This is a genomic window from Aliarcobacter vitoriensis, assembly GCF_003316695.1.
Taxonomy (GTDB): domain Bacteria; phylum Campylobacterota; class Campylobacteria; order Campylobacterales; family Arcobacteraceae; genus Aliarcobacter; species Aliarcobacter vitoriensis.
Genome location: NZ_PDKB01000014.1, coordinates 47,069 through 64,500, shown reverse-complemented (window position 1 = coordinate 64,500; position 17,432 = coordinate 47,069). Strand labels below are relative to the sequence as shown.

At 27.1% G+C, this 17,432-nt stretch carries 24 protein-coding genes; 8 read left to right on the top strand and 16 right to left on the bottom strand.

Going from position 1 to position 17,432, the window contains the following annotated elements; translation table 11 throughout:
• The first annotated feature begins 43 nt into the window (after positions 1-43).
• On the top strand, positions 44-1,039 hold the full coding sequence (purM, locus tag CRU91_RS08755; protein ID WP_113894844.1) for a phosphoribosylformylglycinamidine cyclo-ligase: 996 nt from the start codon (positions 44-46) through the stop codon (positions 1,037-1,039).
• 29 nt (positions 1,040-1,068) lie between these two features.
• Positions 1,069-1,578, top strand: coding sequence for a ClbS/DfsB family four-helix bundle protein (locus CRU91_RS08750; protein ID WP_113894843.1), 510 nt, complete (start codon positions 1,069-1,071; stop codon positions 1,576-1,578).
• Here CRU91_RS08750 and CRU91_RS08745 read toward each other — a convergent pair.
• The 8 genes from CRU91_RS08745 to CRU91_RS08710 form a co-directional block, all read right to left on the bottom strand.
• Positions 1,571-2,596, bottom strand: a complete 1,026-nt coding sequence (locus CRU91_RS08745; protein WP_113894842.1) for a glyceraldehyde 3-phosphate dehydrogenase NAD-binding domain-containing protein — start codon at positions 2,594-2,596, stop codon at positions 1,571-1,573. The genes CRU91_RS08750 and CRU91_RS08745 overlap by 8 nt on opposite strands.
• 57 nt (positions 2,597-2,653) lie before the next feature.
• Positions 2,654-3,349, bottom strand: coding sequence for a pirin family protein (locus tag CRU91_RS08740; protein WP_113894841.1), 696 nt, complete (start codon positions 3,347-3,349; stop codon positions 2,654-2,656).
• Positions 3,350-3,351: 2 nt separating this feature from the next.
• Positions 3,352-3,855: an NADPH-dependent FMN reductase gene (locus tag CRU91_RS08735; protein WP_113894840.1), complete on the bottom strand. Its 504-nt coding sequence runs from the start codon at positions 3,853-3,855 to the stop codon at positions 3,352-3,354.
• A 17-nt stretch (positions 3,856-3,872) separates the two neighbouring features.
• A complete protein-coding gene (locus CRU91_RS08730) occupies positions 3,873-4,643 on the bottom strand; it encodes a DODA-type extradiol aromatic ring-opening family dioxygenase (protein WP_113894839.1) in 771 nt (256 codons plus the stop codon).
• 21 nt (positions 4,644-4,664) lie between these two features.
• On the bottom strand, positions 4,665-5,231 hold the full coding sequence (locus CRU91_RS08725) for a YceI family protein (RefSeq protein ID WP_113894838.1): 567 nt from the start codon (positions 5,229-5,231) through the stop codon (positions 4,665-4,667).
• Positions 5,232-5,283: 52 nt separating this feature from the next.
• Positions 5,284-5,736 (bottom strand): MarR family winged helix-turn-helix transcriptional regulator, encoded by a 453-nt coding sequence (locus tag CRU91_RS08720; protein ID WP_113894837.1) that lies wholly within the window; start codon positions 5,734-5,736, stop codon positions 5,284-5,286.
• Positions 5,737-5,854: 118 nt separating this feature from the next.
• Complete coding sequence (locus CRU91_RS08715; RefSeq protein WP_113894836.1) at positions 5,855-6,403, bottom strand: YceI family protein; 549 nt, start codon at positions 6,401-6,403, stop codon at positions 5,855-5,857.
• Between the two features lie 65 nt (positions 6,404-6,468).
• Positions 6,469-7,050, bottom strand: coding sequence for a YceI family protein (locus tag CRU91_RS08710; protein ID WP_113894835.1), 582 nt, complete (start codon positions 7,048-7,050; stop codon positions 6,469-6,471).
• Positions 7,051-7,175: 125 nt separating this feature from the next.
• On the opposite strand from CRU91_RS08710, the gene CRU91_RS08705 reads away from it, so the two are divergent.
• From CRU91_RS08705 to CRU91_RS08685, 5 genes are read left to right on the top strand one after another with little or no spacing between them, the layout of a single operon-like run.
• Positions 7,176-8,282, top strand: coding sequence for a pyridoxal-phosphate-dependent aminotransferase family protein (locus CRU91_RS08705; protein WP_113894834.1), 1,107 nt, complete (start codon positions 7,176-7,178; stop codon positions 8,280-8,282).
• The gene (locus CRU91_RS08700; RefSeq protein WP_235826985.1) at positions 8,233-9,132 is read left to right on the top strand and encodes an ATP phosphoribosyltransferase regulatory subunit; all 900 of its coding nucleotides are present in this window, start codon (positions 8,233-8,235) and stop codon (positions 9,130-9,132) included. The genes CRU91_RS08705 and CRU91_RS08700 overlap by 50 nt, the downstream gene beginning before the upstream one ends.
• Before the next feature lies 1 nt (position 9,133).
• On the top strand, positions 9,134-10,384 hold the full coding sequence (locus CRU91_RS08695; protein WP_113894833.1) for an adenylosuccinate synthase: 1,251 nt from the start codon (positions 9,134-9,136) through the stop codon (positions 10,382-10,384).
• Between the two features lie 4 nt (positions 10,385-10,388).
• Complete coding sequence (locus tag CRU91_RS08690; protein ID WP_113894832.1) at positions 10,389-10,940, top strand: DUF507 family protein; 552 nt, start codon at positions 10,389-10,391, stop codon at positions 10,938-10,940.
• Entirely contained in the window at positions 10,940-12,037 is a 1,098-nt protein-coding gene (locus CRU91_RS08685; protein ID WP_113894831.1) for a carbamoyl phosphate synthase small subunit, read from the top strand. The genes CRU91_RS08690 and CRU91_RS08685 overlap by 1 nt, the downstream gene beginning before the upstream one ends.
• Positions 12,038-12,089: 52 nt before the next feature.
• Here the strand turns inward: CRU91_RS08685 and CRU91_RS08680 are convergent, their stop codons facing one another.
• Genes CRU91_RS08680 through CRU91_RS08660 form a run of 5 tightly spaced genes read right to left on the bottom strand, consistent with a single transcriptional unit; the run spans position 12,090 to position 14,552 of the window.
• Positions 12,090-12,545, bottom strand: a complete 456-nt coding sequence (locus CRU91_RS08680) for a hypothetical protein (protein WP_113894830.1) — start codon at positions 12,543-12,545, stop codon at positions 12,090-12,092.
• Between the two features lie 17 nt (positions 12,546-12,562).
• On the bottom strand, positions 12,563-13,219 hold the full coding sequence (locus CRU91_RS08675; protein ID WP_113894829.1) for a lysozyme inhibitor LprI family protein: 657 nt from the start codon (positions 13,217-13,219) through the stop codon (positions 12,563-12,565).
• An 8-nt stretch (positions 13,220-13,227) separates the two neighbouring features.
• Complete coding sequence (locus CRU91_RS08670; protein ID WP_113894828.1) at positions 13,228-13,695, bottom strand: hypothetical protein; 468 nt, start codon at positions 13,693-13,695, stop codon at positions 13,228-13,230.
• Positions 13,696-13,704: 9 nt separating this feature from the next.
• The gene (locus CRU91_RS08665; RefSeq protein ID WP_113894827.1) at positions 13,705-14,184 is read right to left on the bottom strand and encodes an OB-fold protein; all 480 of its coding nucleotides are present in this window, start codon (positions 14,182-14,184) and stop codon (positions 13,705-13,707) included.
• On the bottom strand, positions 14,181-14,552 hold the full coding sequence (locus CRU91_RS08660; protein ID WP_113894826.1) for a hypothetical protein: 372 nt from the start codon (positions 14,550-14,552) through the stop codon (positions 14,181-14,183). The genes CRU91_RS08665 and CRU91_RS08660 overlap by 4 nt, the downstream gene beginning before the upstream one ends.
• A gap of 103 nt (positions 14,553-14,655) precedes the next feature.
• Here CRU91_RS08660 and CRU91_RS08655 point away from each other — a divergent pair, with 103 nt between their 5' ends.
• Entirely contained in the window at positions 14,656-14,916 is a 261-nt protein-coding gene (locus CRU91_RS08655) for a helix-turn-helix domain-containing protein (RefSeq protein ID WP_235826984.1), read from the top strand.
• Here the strand turns inward: CRU91_RS08655 and CRU91_RS08650 are convergent.
• From CRU91_RS08650 to CRU91_RS08640, 3 genes are read right to left on the bottom strand one after another with little or no spacing between them, the layout of a single operon-like run.
• Entirely contained in the window at positions 14,906-15,382 is a 477-nt protein-coding gene (locus CRU91_RS08650) for a phosphatidylglycerophosphatase A family protein (RefSeq protein ID WP_113894825.1), read from the bottom strand. The genes CRU91_RS08655 and CRU91_RS08650 overlap by 11 nt on opposite strands.
• Before the next feature lie 2 nt (positions 15,383-15,384).
• On the bottom strand, positions 15,385-16,275 hold the full coding sequence (locus tag CRU91_RS08645) for a DNA-binding transcriptional response regulator (protein ID WP_113894824.1): 891 nt from the start codon (positions 16,273-16,275) through the stop codon (positions 15,385-15,387).
• Complete coding sequence (locus CRU91_RS08640) at positions 16,272-17,396, bottom strand: bifunctional 2-C-methyl-D-erythritol 4-phosphate cytidylyltransferase/2-C-methyl-D-erythritol 2,4-cyclodiphosphate synthase (RefSeq protein ID WP_113894823.1); 1,125 nt, start codon at positions 17,394-17,396, stop codon at positions 16,272-16,274. Before CRU91_RS08640 ends, CRU91_RS08645 begins: the two co-directional genes overlap by 4 nt.
• Positions 17,397-17,432 lie beyond the last annotated feature (36 nt).

The window sequence follows — 17,432 nt, the reverse complement described above, 5'->3', positions numbered from 1 at the left end:
AATATTACCCATATATAAAAAGAAAAATATTAAAAGGTGAATAATGGCAACAGTTAGTTACAAAGATGCAGGAGTTGATATAGATGCAGGAAATCAATTCGTAGAGAATATCAAGCCTTATGTAAAATCAACAATGATCCCTGGAGTTCTTGGAGGAATTGGCTCTTTTGCTGGAGCTTTTGAGTTACCAAGTGGATATAAAAAACCTGTTATTTTAGCTGGAACAGATGGTGTTGGTACAAAATTAAAACTCGCAATTGATGCAAAGAAGTTTGATTCAGTAGGAATAGATTTAGTTGCTATGTGTACAAATGATTTACTTTGTAACTTTGGAGAGCCATTATTTTTCCTTGATTATTATGCAACAGCAAAACTTGAAGTTGAAGAAGCAACTCAAGTAGTAAAAGGAATTGCAGAAGGTTGTATAAGAAGTGAGTGTGCATTGATTGGTGGAGAAACTGCTGAAATGCCAGGAATGTATAAAGAGGGTGATTTTGATTTAGCTGGTTTTTGTGTAGGGATAGCTGAAAAAGATGAACTTGATAGAATCTCAAAAGTACAAGCTGGTGATATTTTGATTGCACTTCCTAGTTCTGGTGTTCACTCAAATGGTTTTTCACTTGTTAGAAAACTTTTACTTGAAAAATTAGGAATGAGTTTAGAAGATGATTTCCAAGGTAAAAAACTAAAAGATGTTTTACTTGAACCAACAAGAATTTATGTAAAAGAATTCAAAGCAAATAAAGACAAAATAAATGCTTTAGCTCATATAACTGGTGGTGGAATTACTGAAAATTTACCAAGAGTACTACCAGAAAATCTAACAGCAGTAGTTGAAAGAAATAAAATCAAAGTTTTACCAATCTTTGAATTTATGGGAAAACACGTAGAACTTGAAGAGATGTATAGAACATTTAATATGGGTGTTGGAATGGTACTAGTTGTAAATCCTTCAAATGTTGATGATATTTTAGCTAATACTGATGGTTATATAATTGGTGAATTAAAATCAGGTGAGAAAAAAGTAGAGTTTATCTAAGAATTTTAGATACTTTATAAAATAAATTTATGGCAGTTCCAACAAATAAAGAAGAACTACTAAATGCTATAAATAAAAACTACAATAAACTCAAAAAAGAGTTAGAAAATATACCTCTTGAATTAACTACTAAAAAAGATTTAGAAGGACATTCAAAAGGTACTTTTATGTCTATAAACAATCTTTTATCATATCTTCTTGGTTGGCAAGAATTGGTCTTAAAATGGAATATAAAACAAGATAATAATGAAAAAGTTGATTTTCCAGAAACAGGTTATAAATGGAATCAGCTAGGAAAACTTGCACAAAAATTTTATGAAGATTATAAAGATGATGATTTCAATACTCTAAAAGAGAAACTAGACAAAAAAGTTGAAGATATTTTAACTCTAATAGAAAATAAATCAAATAAAGAACTTTATGATGTTGCTTGGTATGAAAAGTGGACGTTGGGAAGAATGATACAGTTCAACACATCTTCTCCGTACCTAAATGCACAAGGAAGATTAAGAAAATGGAAAAAACTATCTACTATTTAATGTTTTTTAAATAGTAATTTAAAATCTCCACAACTTTAGAAGCATATCCCCATTCATTATCATACCAAAGTAGAAGTTTTATCATATTATTTTTAACTTCTAAATATCTATGGTCAATTATAGTTGTATGTTTTTCTTTTTTAAAATCACTTGAAACTAAAGGTTCAAAATTATTTAAAATAATTGGAAATTCTTGATTCTTTTCAAACTCTTTAAAAATATCTACAATTTCATCTTTTGTTGAAGAAAGTTTTGTGAAAAGTGTTACATTTATTGCTCCAACTGTATCTGTTGGAACTCGCAATGAATTTGAAGATATCAGTTCAGTATTAAATTTAGGAAGTACATAAGAACAAGCTTTTATTGTTGTAGTACGACTTGGAATTATATTTTGAGTTGAACTTCTTCCAAATTCAAAGTTTAAATCAATATCTCTAGTAGCACTTCCTACATAGTTACCATCTAAAACTCTTTGATGATTAAGTAGTGGATGAATAGTTACAATATCTCCACAAATTATCTCTTTTTTATCATCAAGCAGTTTTAAAGCAGGAAGAAGTGCAGTTGCATTGCACGAACTTGTAGAGATAATTTTATGCTTTTTTATATCTAACTTATCTTCATTTGCTCCTAAAATTAGGTTTATATGAGCATTTATATTTGGATGAGTTAAAAATATAGATTTTACTGGAAGTTTTTCTAAAAGTTTTACATCCTCTTTTTTACCACTCGCATCGATGATAATATCAATATCTTTTAAATCAATATCAAGCAAAGAGTTACAATTTAAAATTTTTATTTTTGATTTAGAGTTTTGTATATAGCTATTTTCAACTATTTTAAATTTATCTTCAAACTTACCATAAGTTGAATCATAGTTTATAGAATAAACTATATTTTCAATGTATGGATTTATTTCATTTATAGCAACAACTTCAAAATCTTTGTTTTCTAAAAGCTGTTTTAAAACAGCTTTTCCTATTCTTCCTGCTCCATTTAGGAGGATTTTTGTACTCATTTAAACTAACCTAAACTATATTTTAAACGATAGTATAGTTTAATTTTATTTATATGTTTATTTCTTTTGCATCTCTATAAATAAAATATGACTTTTAGAAAGTGGATTTATAATTAATTTTTTCTCATCAACTATCTCCATTGCATCTCCATCTTCTAAAATAACTCCATTTATTTCTGATTTTCCTTCAATTTGCACAAAATAAACTTGTCTATCTTCTTGGATTTCAAACTCTTGAGTTTTATCAAATTCACTTACATAAATATTTATATCTTGGTAAATTTTTATTTTACTATTTCCATTTTGTGAAGATACAACATTTAAAAATTTATTATCTCTTTCTTCTTTTTTATATTTATATGAACCATAAAGTCTTGGAAGACTTTTTTGTGGAGGAAATATCCAAATTTGTAAACTTCTTAGATATTTATCACTCTCATTTTTTTCACTATGATATATACCATCTCCAGCACTTAAATATTGAACTTCACCTCTTTTTAAAGTTTCACTATTTCCCATTGAATCTTTATGAGTTATTTCTCCATCAACAATATAAGTAATAATCTCCATATTTTCGTGAGGATGTGTGTCAAATCCAGTTCTTGGGTGAATAATATCATCATTTAATACTCTTAAAACTCCAAAATGTATATTATTTGGATTTCTATATTCTGCAAAACTAAAGTGAAAACGACTTTGCAACCAACCAAGATTTGATTTTCCCATATTTTCTTTTGGAAGTTTTCTTAACATAGTTACTCCTTTATGAAAGTTTCAAATTGAGAAAGGATTCTCTCCAAACTATCTTCTTTACATTTTTTTTCATAAGTTGCAATAATTTCTCTTGGCATTACAACTGCACCAAGTCTTGTAAATTGGCTTCGTAAAGAGTTTAATAAATCTTGTCCACCACTTCCTGAATGAGTTGCGAGTTGGATTTTTTTCAAAGTAAATAATTTTCTAAAATCATCTCCTATTCTTGAAATCCATGCTATTGTATTTACTAAAACTGGTGGTACACCAAAATTGTACTCTGGTGAAATAAAAACATAAGCAGTCGCTTCTTCCATTTGTTTTGCTAAATCTATTGCAACTTTAGGTATTCCATCATTTTGTTCTTTAAAAGTATCATACATAGGAAGATTTAAATCTACAAGATTTACTATTTTAGAATCTATATTTTTACTGTCAAATTTACCTTTTATCATATTTGCAAGGCTCATATTTTCATTTAAACTTGCTACAAAAATTAATACCATTTTTAATCCTTTATAAATTATTTAGTTTCATCAAAAATAAAACTTTCCATTGAGATATTTGAATATGACATCTCACTATTAAACGATTTTCCACATTTATTAATAGCATTTCCATAAGCTATAAATAAAGGTAAAAAATGCTCACTTGAAGGATGGTTTTTATAAAAATTGTTATCCGATGTTATATTTAACAAATTACTTGTATTAGCATTTTCTATAATATCTTTTATCTTTTCATTAAACTCTTTTGCATATTGTTTTGGACTATTGCTATAACTCATATCACCTAAGTTATGAGTTACTCCTCCACTAAAAATTATCATTGCATCATCTTTAAATATTTTTAATTTTTCACCTAAGTTCATCAACTGCGAAGCTGAATATGATATTGGTACACTAAGTTGCAATACTGGAATATCTAATTTTTCATATAAAAGTGCCAAAACATTCCAAACTCCATGGTCATAACTTTTTCTATTTTCATCAATTGTTATATTTATATTTTCATCTTTTAATTTTTCAATTAAATTATTTGTTAAATTTCTATCACTATTTATTTCATACTTAACTTTATACAATTCATCTTCAAAACCATAAAAATCATACATTATTTTATTTGTATCAGGGCTAATAATTTTTAAATCTCTTGTAACATAATGTGCTGATACAATTATTATATATTTTGGTACTTTTAAAGTAAGCCCAAACTTTTGAAAATTTCTTTTTGATTTAGAATCACTTAAAATTATATTTGGAGCACCATGTGAAATAAATAGTGTAGGGTACATAATATTTAGATTTTAGCTAAATTATTTAGCTAAAATTCCTTCCACTTCAACATTTATTTTTACAGTTTCATCAACTAATACACCACCTGTTTCTAAAGCTTTGTTCCAGTTAAGACCAAAATCTGTTCTATTGATTTTCCCTGATAAGGCTAAACCAACTCTTTTATTTCCCCATGGATCAACTGCTGTTCCGTTATTTTCTAAATCAAGTTTAACATCTTTAGTGATTCCTCTTATAGTTAATTTTCCATAAGCTACATCTTTTTCAACTTTGTCTAATTTAAAAGTTAAAGTAGGGTGATTTGCTTCATCAAAAAAATCAGCTGCTTTTAAGTGTGCATCTCTTTTTTCATCTTCAGTATTTATTGAAGATACATTTACTTTCCCTTCTAAACTTTTTAATTTTTTAGTCTTTTCGTCATATTCAAATTTTCCACTAAAGTCGTCAAATTTTCCACTTACATTTGAAATCATTAAGTGTTTTACTTTGAATCCTACATTTGAATGACTTGCATCCACATCATATGTTCCTGCAAACAATGCACTTGAAGTTACTACTGAAACTAACGCTAATTTTAAAAATTTCATTTTTTATCCTTTTGTATATATTACTAATTAGTATAAATAAAGCAAAAAAATATCAATTTGCTTTATAAACCTTATTCAACAAATCATATAAAGTATTAAGTTCTTCATCATTTAAAACTTCCATTATTTTAGTTAAGTTTTTTGAATGATTTGGAAATACAATTTCAATAATATCTTTACCCTTTTGAGTAATAGACAAAATTGAAGCTCTACTATCATTAGGATCTTTTATTGATGTTATCCAACCATCTCTTTTAAGATTCTTTACAACAACAGTAATATTCCCTGGTGTACTCATAGTCAATTTTGTAATTGAACTTATGTTTAAATCACCTAAATGGTATAAAACTTCTAACACTTTAAATTGATTAAACGTAAGATTATGTTGAGATAAATAATTAATTGTTAAATTTGTTATTCGTAAACTTGTTTTTTCTAATCTAACAACAGTTTTCATAGCTTTATCAGTTCTTTTTCCATAAGTTTTTAACGATTTATTATTCATAACACTCTCCATAAGTGAAATTATACTACTAATTAGTACTAGATGTCAAGAGTAAAATATGTAAATTTTAAAATTTACATATTTTCAGAAATGGTCTTTCCAAAGAGTGACCATTAAATTATTTAAGATTTCCTTGAATATCGATATTTAATTTAACTTCATCACTCACAGCAACACCACCTGTTTCTAAAGCCTTATTCCAAGTAACTCCAAAATCACTTCTATTTATTTTACCACTTAAAGTAAAACCAGCTTTTTTACCTAATGCTCCCCCATTTTCCAAATCAAGTTTGATGTTTTTTGTAACACCTTTCATAGTTAAATCACCGTAAACTGTATCTTTTTCAACTTTTGTAGATTTAAAAATGATTTTTGGGAATTGTTGAGCATCAAATATATCGTCAGCTTTTAAGTGATTATCTCTTTTTTCATCGGCAGTATCAACTGAAGCTATCATAATCTCACCATTTAAAGAAACTAAAGCATTTGTTTTTTCATCAAATTCAAAAGTTCCAGATACATCTTTAAATTTTCCATGTACATTTGAAACCATCATATGTTTTACTGTAAATCCTGCATTTGAATTTGTAGCATCAACTTTGTATTCACTAGCAAATAAAGAAGTAGCAAGGGCTACAGAGATTAATCCTAATGTTATTTTTTTCATTTTTTTCCTTTTGTTAATTTTAATAATAAAGGTCAAAATTTTACTTTATAAAAGTTAATGTAAAATTATTTTGCTTTTTTATCTTTAAAATAGAATTTATCCAGTAAATTTGCTTCTATATTAATTTGAATTTGAATTTCATTCGAAGTTGCACTACTTCCAGTATCCAAAAGTTCATCCCAACTTAAATCAAAAAAACTTCTTTTTATATTTGTTGTCAAAGTTAAGTATAAAGTGTCTAAAAAAACACCATTATTTTGTAGTTCGAACTCTATATTTCTAGTGACATCTTTTATTTTTAAATCACCAAAAATTTTATTTTCTTCTATTTTTGTAGCAGTAAAAGTGATTTTTGGGAATTTTTTATTGTCTAATATTTTGTCACTTTTTATTAACTCTTCTAAACTTTCATTTAAAGTTTGTATTGAATCGATTTCTATCTCACCTTTTAATGATTTTATATTATTAGATAGTTCATCAAAATCTATTTTTCCTGATAAATCTTTAAAAGTTCCATCAATAATATTACTTTTTTGATATTTTATTTGAAATTGTGCATTTGAATTGTCTTTATTTACTATATACTCTTTTGAAAACAAAGTGCTCGTTAAAATGAGTGTACCCAAAGCTATTTTTAAAAGATTCATTTTTTTCCTTAATAAAATTAATGCTGTAATTATAGCTAATTAAATATTTGTTTAACCATTTAATAATCTTTTTTTCGATAGAATGTTCTGTTTTACTGAATAAAAATTTATTAAGGATAAAGAATATGTTATTGACACCAGGTCCAACTCCTGTACCAGAATTTGCTAGAAAAGCAATGTCTGATATCACAATACACCATAGAACTAAAGAATTTGAAGCGATTTTTGGAAAGACTAGAGATTTACTTATTGAATTATATGGAATGCCAGAAGTTTTAATGTTGGCTTCGAGTGGAACTGGGGCTATGGAAGCTTGTATTACAAATTTAACAAGAAAGAAAGCTCTTACAATAAATTCTGGAAAATTTGGTGAGAGATTTGGAAAAATATGTAAAGCATTCAACATAGAATATACAGAGATAAAAAATGAGTGGAATACTCCTGTTAGTGTTGAACAAGTTGTAAATACAGTTAAAAATGACTCTACTATTGATGCCATTTTTATTCAAATTTGTGAAAGTGCAGGAGGATTAAGACATCCTGTTGAAGAAATTGCAAAAGAAGTTAAAAAAATAAATCCAGATATTATGATCATTGCAGATGGAATCACGGCTATAGGTGTTGAAAAAATAGATGTTTCAAATCTTGATGCTGTTATTACTGGAAGTCAGAAAGCATTTATGTTACCACCAGCATTAGCAATGATTGGTTTATCAGCTAGTGCAATTAAAAAAATAGAAGAGCAACCATCTGGGTATTATTTTAATTTAGCAAATGAGTTAAAAAATCAAAGAAAAAATACAACAGCTTATACAGCAGCAACTACTTTGATTATGGGATTAGAAGCTATTTTAGAAAAATTCAAAGAGATTGGATTTGATAATTTATATGCACAAACTGCATTAAGAGCAAAAGCTACAAGAGAAGCTTTAAAAGCTATTGGATTTGAAATATATCCACAAAATCCAGCAAATGCCATGACAACAGTTTATACAGAGCAATCAAATGAGATTAGAAAAATTTTAAAAACAAAATATAGTGTTGATATTGCTGGTGGTCAAGATCATTTATCTGGAAAAATCTTTAGAATAAATCATATGGGATTGGTTGAAGATTTTGAATCTTCTTGGGCAGTAAATGCTATTGAATTAGTTATGGATGAGTTAGGAATTAGAACATTTGATGGAACTGCAAATAAAGTATTTGCAACAACAATGTTTAAAGGAAAATGATTTAATGATATTTGAACATGAAATCCCAAAAGGAAGTAGACTCTATTTTGGAAAACTTGCAAGAGCAAAAAGAGTTCTTGAAAATAGTGTTTGTGAAATTTTAGAAAATAATGGTTTTGAAGAAATTTTAACTCCAAATTTTTCATATTCACAACATCAATCAATTGAAAATGATAAAAAATTGATAAAATTTTCAGATGAAGAAAATGAGCAAGTTTCTTTAAGAGCAGATTCTACTTTAGATGTTGTAAGAATTATAACAAAAAGATTAGGAAGAACTACAAAGCATAGAAAATGGTTTTATGTTCAGCCTATATTTTCTTATCCATCAAAAGAGGATTATCAAATTGGTTGTGAATGGATAGAGCATACTAATATCTCTGATATTATAAATTTAACAGCGGAGATTTTAAAATCTTTAAAAATAGAACCAATTTTGCAAATATCAAATATAAATATTCCAAGATTAGTTAGTCTTGAATTAAATATTGATATTGAGATATTTAAAAAGGGAGAAATTTCAGAACTTTTAAAACTAAATTGTGATTGGTTGAATACTCTTCTAAGAGTAAAGGATATAAAAAGTTTAGAAAATACTATAAAGGTAGTACCAAATAGTTTAAAAAAAGAGTTAGAAAAACTTCTTACAAAAGCAAAAGAAGTAAACTACTCAAATATTATAATTGCACCACTATATTATGGGATACTAAAATACTATGATGATATTTATTTTAGAGTAATAGATAAAAATTTAGTTTTATGTAAAGGTGGAATGTACTCTACTGATGGACTAAGTTCTTTAGGGTTTGCATTGTATACAGATAATTTATTAAAAATGTTAGAGGGATAAAATGAAAGCAGATGTAATAGTTGGAATTCAATGGGGAGATGAAGGAAAAGGTAAGATAGTTGATATGTTAGCACAAAAGTATGATATGGTTTGTAGAAGCCAAGGTGGACACAATGCTGGTCATACTATTTGGGTTGATGGTGTAAGATATGCACTACAACTTATTCCTTCAGGAATTTTAAATCCAAAAGCTATAAATATTATTGGAAATGGAGTTGTCGTATCTCCAGAAAATATATTAAAAGAGATGAGTCAATTTGATAACTTAAAAGGACGACTATATATATCTGATAAAGCACATTTAAATTTACCATTTCATGCTCTAATTGATCAAGCAAAAGAGAGACTTAAAGGTGATAGAGCTATTGGTACTACTGGAAAAGGAATTGGACCAACTTATGCTGAAAAGATAAGTAGAAGTGGCTTTAGAGCTGGAGAACTTTTAAATCCAGTTAAACTTTGTGATGATATTTTAGATTATTTTGCACAAAATAAAGCTATCTTTGATGTATTAGAAATAAAAACTCCACAAAAAAGTGACCTATTAAGAGAGCTAGAATCTTATAGTAATAATTTAGCACCATATATTACAAATACAACGAATATGGTTTGGAAAGCACTTGAAGAAAATAAAAGAGTATTACTAGAAGGTGCTCAAGGAACACTTTTAGATATTGACCACGGAACTTATCCTTATGTGACAAGTTCAAGTACAGTTAGTGCTGGTGCTTGTACAGGCTTAGGACTTAATCCAAAAGATATTGGAGAAGTAATTGGTATAGTAAAGGCATATTGTACAAGAGTAGGAAATGGTCCTTTCCCTACAGAAGATTTTACTCAAGATGGAGTAAAAATTGGGGAAGTTGGAAAAGAGTTTGGAACGGTAACAGGAAGAAAAAGAAGATGTGGTTGGTTTGATGCAGTTGCGGTAAGATATGCAAGTAGACTAAATGGGTGTGATAAATTAGCACTTATGAAACTAGATGTTTTAGATGGTTTTTCTAAGATAAAAGTTTGTGTAGCTTATGAGTTTAATGGAAAAAGAATAGATTATATGCCATCAGATATGGAAAATGTAACAGCAATTTATGAAGAAATTGATGGTTGGGATAGTGTAGTTGGGATAAGAGATTATGAATCTCTTCCAGCAAATGCAAAAAAATATATAGAAAAAATAGAAGAAATAACTTCTGTAAAAGTTGGAATAGTTTCAACTTCTCCAGAAAGAGCAGACACAATTATAAGAGGATAATACTATGAGATTAAGATTACATCACACGCCTTATGTAGCAAGAAGAATCACAAGAGATTTACTAACTTGTGATTTTGTAGAAGTAAGAAAAGAAAAAAATAGTATTGAAGCTGAAATCGAAAGAATTTTAGATGAAGATATAGAAAAAGAACAAGCTTTAGATGAAAAGGTTCAAGAGATTTTAGATTCTCAAGAAGAAGAAATAGAGTATTTAAATGCGGATAGACGGCAACTTTTTTGGATGACTAAAAAAAGACTTGCAAATGATTTTGGAGTAATCTTAAACAATGAAGATAGATTTTCTGATATTTCTCACAAAATATTAGATTATCTATGGGAGGAGGACTATATACACTTTAGATGTTCAGATAACCAAATTAAAAATGTGATATTTGGTTCTTTGGACGATTTTATAAAAGGATTTGAAAAAGCGGACAGTGAGGTTTTAGCAAAGCTTAGAAACTATAAAAGAAAACTAATTCCTGGTACAGAAGATTATGATTTGGTATATCATAGACTTTATGAAGAAGAGTTAATAAAAAGAGGATTAATTTAATGCAAAAAGTATATATTTATTTAGAAAATGGAATATTTTTAGAGGCAAAATCTTTTGGTGCAGATACAACTGCAATTGGAAAATTAGTTTACAATAATGCAACTTTTGGACATCAAGAAATAGTTACAGATCCATCAAATGCAGGTTTATTTATCAATTTCACACCTGTTGAGGTAGGAAATGTTGGTGCAAATAGTGTTGATTTTGAAAGTTCAAAATCTCATGCAATAGGAATACTTGTAAGAACTTATCATGATGAATATTCAAGTTATAGAGCAGAACAAAGTTTGAGTAACTTTTTAAAAGAACAAGGTGTTATGGGTATTTGTGATATTGATACAAGATTTTTAACTACAATTGTTAGAGAAGAAGGAAGTATGATGATGATAGCTTCAACATCGATTTCTAACAAAGATGAACTATCAAAAAAATTAAGCGAAGCAAAAAAATATGATGAAATAGATTTTGTAAGCCAAAACTCTACAAAAGATATTTATATCCATAAATCTGGTGCTTGGAATCCTGATTTACAAGAATACAATAAAGCTAGTATGAGTGATAAAAAAGTATTAGTTGTAGATTTAGGAGCTAAAAAATCATTTTTAAATGAACTTGTAGAAGCTGGGCTTGAAGTTGAAGTTGTTCCATACTCAATAAAAGCAGATGATATAATAGCTAGATTTAAATCAAATGAAATAGGAGGAGTTGCCCTTAGTAGTGGAGCAGGAAATCCAAATATTTTAACTTCAATAGTAAGTGAAGTTAAGAAACTACTTGATGCAAATATACCACTAATTGCTGTTGGATTAGGTCACTATTTAGTTGCATTAGCAAATGGTGTAAAAGTAGAAAAAATAAAATCTATCAAATATGGAAGTCATCCTGTAAAAGGTGAAAAAACTGTTGAAATATATGGTATAAATAGTGATTATAAAATAGATGATAGTATAAAAAATCTAGCAGATGTAACTTACACAAAAGTATTTGATAATAGTTTAGTAGCTTTAAAATATAAAAATAAAGATATTTTAAGTAGCGAATTTACTCCAGTATCAAACTCTCCAATATATAAAGAGTTTGCAAATTCTGTAAAATAAATCTAAAAGGCTAAGGATAAAATCCTTAACCTAAAATTCGGTATAAATTATTTTAGAAAATTTTTGACTTAACTGTTATAGCTGTCTTTGTAACTTCTGTGACAAAATCTATCGCTTTTTTAAGTACATTAACATCATTTTTATTTATTGCTGAGATTGTATTATAATGTTTTTCTGTAATTTTTATAATAGTATCACATATTATTTTTAATTCTTCACTTGAATTTGCATTTTCTAATCTATTTTCCAATTTGTCAAGTGTTTTATTTATATCTAAAACAGGAATTTTATCCATAGCATTTGTTTTTATTTCATTTGACAAGCTAAATACAGTTTTTAGTGTTTGAAGATGAGAACTTGTTAATTCTCTTAAATTAGGCAAAGTCTTTAATGTTTCAAAAGCATCTATTACATTTAGGCGACCTAAAGCACTATTATTTATAATTTCACTAAATTTCTCTTGATTTAGGTCTTTATCTTCTTTTGTTAATAAATCTTTTTTAGCCATTATATTCCTTATTAATTTTAATTAAAATAAAAAAAGTCCTTTTTATTTTCCAATGTCCATTCGTATTCATCTGTTGAAATATCAATTCTTAACAATATACATTCTTGTGAAACTCTAGCTTTTAAAGTATCATATTCATTTATTTTTAGTGGGAAAGAGTTATTTTCTACTACTGGCATACCATTTGAAATGTAAATACTAGGTTCAATTTCAATTTTGCATTTTCCTTTATTTGCTTTAATATTTACAAGTTTTAAATTATCTTTTAATGCTGTAATTGTAATTAATGGATAGTTAAATTCCCAAGCTTCATTATAAGCTGTTTCGATACTTATATCAAAAGGAATTTTATCATTTGAAGCAATATTAACTAAATTATTCGATGATAAACTTTCTAATTGACTTATTCTATTTTTTGTTGATAAAAATATGCAATAAACATTTGTACAATTTTCTCTATCTTTTACCCAAGTTCTTTGCTTATCTAATAACTCTTTTTTATTAGTTGTGTTTTTAGAAGCTTCTTTATATAGAGTTCCCATTTTACTATCAAGTTCTGATAATTGTGCATCTGCACAAATCATTTTTTCAACATATGAAGAAGCTTTTGTACAATTAAAACTAGCTCCAAAAAGTAAATTATAAAATAAAATTGGTAATAAAATTCTTAACATATTTTCTCCTAATTATATAAATGTCGTAATGGTTCATTATTATAAATATCATAAAAAATATCTAATACTTTATTTTGATCAATATTTAATTCAACTGCATATTTTTCACTTATTAACTCATCAGTTTTTCCATCAAGGTATATTAATCCCACGTCATGAGGTATAATAGCTTTATCATTTAATATAAATTGAACTAAAAAATATACATCGAGTTCTGAAGTCCAACCATCTGTTGCATTATTAAATAAATATTGATAAGATAGTTTTGAAACTACATTTACAACCCTAATATTATTATCAACAAAACTTTCCCACTCGATTTCATCAAAATATTTATAATCATTAAATACTTTTTCTATGGTGATATTTTTATTAAAATTCAAAGTACCTTTTTGTACCATATAAATATCATTTGAAGCAAAGGCGAGTGAAGTTAAAAATAAACACCCTATAATTATCTTTTTTAATAAACTCATTTTTAATCCTTATTTTAATATTAATATAGCAGGTTCAATTTGAATATTTCTCATAAAAGTTCCAGTTATTTCACCCTTTACTGTTATGAGATTTCCAGTTTTAATATTTTCTATAAATATGACTTCATCTTTACTTTGAGTGTATATTGTCGTAAATGTACCAACATATTTTGTTCCAAAAAAAGTACCCGAATCTGTTTGAATTTTATACTTATTTTCACTTAATTTACTAACTTCAAAAACTGGTAATGTCCATTGAACAATTTTACCTTTTAATTCTTTTTCAGTATTAACTCTTTGTAAATCAGTGTAATCACTCATTAATGTATAAATATCATATAATGTACCAGTTGGAGAGATTTTATCTATATTAGAAGTTTTGATTGTTTCTAGTTTTTGTAAATTCTTTTCTTCTGTATTATCAAAAATAACACCAATTGCAATCAGTGATATAATTAAAATAAAGACTATTTTAAAAAATGTTTTCATACATTTATTCCCCACTTACCTTTTGCAAATCTTACTTCATCACTATCAGGATTAGTAAAATGCCAACCAAATTCAAGATAATTTTTAGCTGTTATCTCATTTCCTTTTATACCTAACCAAATTTGTAAACCTAAGAAAAATAGATTTAATAAAATCATTAAACCTAATGCTTCTTCTTCATTTTGCATCATTGAAGGAGCAATGAGATAAACAACCCAAAGAACTAAAAATATTCCACCCCAAATATGTAATTTTCTTAGAAAAAGAGGTAATCCAAAAAAACCAGAAAATAGGAATAATATCCAACTCCAACCAACTTTAACTTCTCTTATTTCTCCTGTTTTAGGATTTGTCATAGCAACTTTCATTTATATCCTTGTATTTTTTCTCTTGTAGTAACAAGTTGTAAAAATAACTTTATCTTATTAGTATATTCCTAGCAACTTGACATAACAAGTCATAGGGGATAAATTGAAACATATCGACGATATGAATGAAACTTATATAAATGATTTTCATAAAATAATTGGGCAAAATGTTAAAAGAATAAGAAAAGAAAAAGGTATTAGCCAACTAGACTTAGCCCATAAAATAGGGCATAAATCTGTAAGTATAATATCATGTGCAGAGATAAATCATAGAAACAATCATTTCAATATAGAACATTTGCTAAAAATAGCTTATGTTCTCGAAGTAGATATTGCAGAGTTTTTTAAAGAGATTACAGAATAAACTTCTCTATTAATTGCCAACTTCCAGCTGTACAAATACCAGCAAAGACTCCTGCAACTACATCATCTCCCATCACACCTAATCCACCTTTTACATCTCTATCAATTTTTCCTATAACTGATGGTTTATATATATCAAAAATTCTAAAGAAAATAAATGCAAGAGGAGCCAATACTAATACATTTTCACTATTGATTCCACAAATACTTAATGCTATCCACATTCCAGCTAATTCATCTATTACTATTTCACTACCATCGTGAATACCAACTTCTTCTTCATATATATTTATTTGTTTTATAGCAACTACTGTTATTAGCAATGAAAGTAAAAATAGAGTTGAAGTATGTAGAAATTCTAGTAAAAAAAGCCCTAAAATAAGAGCCACAAAACTTCCAACAGTTCCAGGTGCTTTGGGGCTAAGACCACTATATCCAACTGTTAAAAAAAATCTTCTAATATTCATTTTTACTTCTTTTTATCGATTTCAAGTTTTTTTCTTTTTTCCCAAAGAGATTTTCTTGAAATTCCTAATCTTTTTGATAATTCTGTATCTGGATATCTATTTTGATAAGTGGTTACCATCATTTTTACATAGTCATTGATTGACATTATTTGAGTATTATCAAGAGTTTTATTATCGTTGTTAAAAGTGATTTTTTTATACATAAAAGGTTCATTACTTTCAAGAGTACATATAACACAATTTTTATCTTCTATTTGTTTTAAAAGTTGTTCTTTTATATTTTTCTTTAAAGAGTGATAATCTGTAAGATATATGATAGACTTATCATTTACTGCCAATAATTGCTTTTGCCAAGAAGATGAGTTTAATGAAATAAATTTTATAGGTAAATCAAGCTTATTTGATATCTCAAATACAAGTTTATCTGCATAAGTTTGGAAATTTGTTTCAATCATTAAAGGAAAAGATAAAGGCAACAGTACATCACTTGTATCAATATTATTCATTGTAAAATTAAAATAATCTCTTAAAACTTGAAGCTCTCTTCTCATACTTCTACAATCTTTATAGTGATATATTTTTCTTAAAAGTTCATCCATTAAAAATGGTTTCATCATATAATCTTTTGCACCATCTTTTATAGGGTTTGTTACAGTTTCATCTGAAATATAAGATACTAAAAGAAGTATAATAGAGTTAGCAGCATATCTTTTTATAATACCTTTTGTTACTTCACTAGGAAGAGAAGTTGATAATAAAACAATATCATAATCTTTTGTAAGATTTTCAATATTTACTTGTTCAACATAATCACAACTATGTCCATCATCAAGTAGCCTAGATACTATCTTTTGTGCTAGATAAATTTCATTTTCAATAATTAATATATTCATTTTTGTGTCCAATCATAATATTTTAGTGTAGCAATACTTTGTACAGCAACTCCTTCTGCTCGACCAATAAATCCTAATTTTTCGGCAGTTGTTGCTTTTACATTTATAAACTGTTTTTCAAGTTTTAAAAGTTTTGCCATAGAAGATTTTATTTCTATTTTAAATGGATTTATTTTTGGTTTTTGAGCGATTATTGTTAAATCTATATTTACAATCTCATACCCAACATTGTAAATAAAATTTACAATATTCTCTAATAATATTTTTGAGTCAATATTTTTATATTTTTCATCAGTGTCGGGGAAAAACTCTCCAATATCTCCTCCTCCAATAGCGCCTAAAAGAGCATCTATTACAGAATGTATTAATACATCACCATCACTATGAGCTTTAAACCCATATTCATAAGGAAGTTTTATTCCACCTAAAAACATCTCTTTGTTCTCTTCAAAAGCATGGATATCAAAACCAGTTCCTGTAAAAAAATTGTTTGAAGGTTTTTTTAAACAAGGAATTTGCTCTATTTCATCACCAAAAGTGATTTTTTTACTTTCAAGACTACCTTTTATATAGAATATTGTTTCACTAATAGCTTTTATAGCACTACTTTCATCTGTAAAATCTCTAGGTGTATCAAGGGCTTTATTTAGTACTTGTGTATTTGAAAGTTGAGGAGTTTGTATAAGTTTTACTTTATCACGATTTATAGTATTTTCTTCAAAAATAACAGTATCACTTACATCTAAAACAGGAACGATACAAGATGCTTTATCTTTATTCTCTAGTAGGTTTAAAACAATTTCTTTATTTATACAAGCTCTAGCAACATCGCTAATCATTACATATTTTGTATCAACTTTTTTTAAAGCATTTTTGATTGAGTTTTGTCTAGTGTCTCCACCTTCAACAAAAGTGTAGCAATCGCTAAAATTTTTCATATAGTTTAGTTCATCTTTATGAGATACAACAATTGTTTTAGAAAATTTTGAGTAAGAACTTAACCTTTTTGTAACATTTAGCCACAATGGTTCATTACCAACTCTTAACCACTGCTTTTTACACATTTTTTCAAATCTTGCAGAATTTCCAGCACATAAAACTACTAAAGTAACATCTAACAATACCATTCCTTTGAGTAAAAAAGTTACAGATTCTAA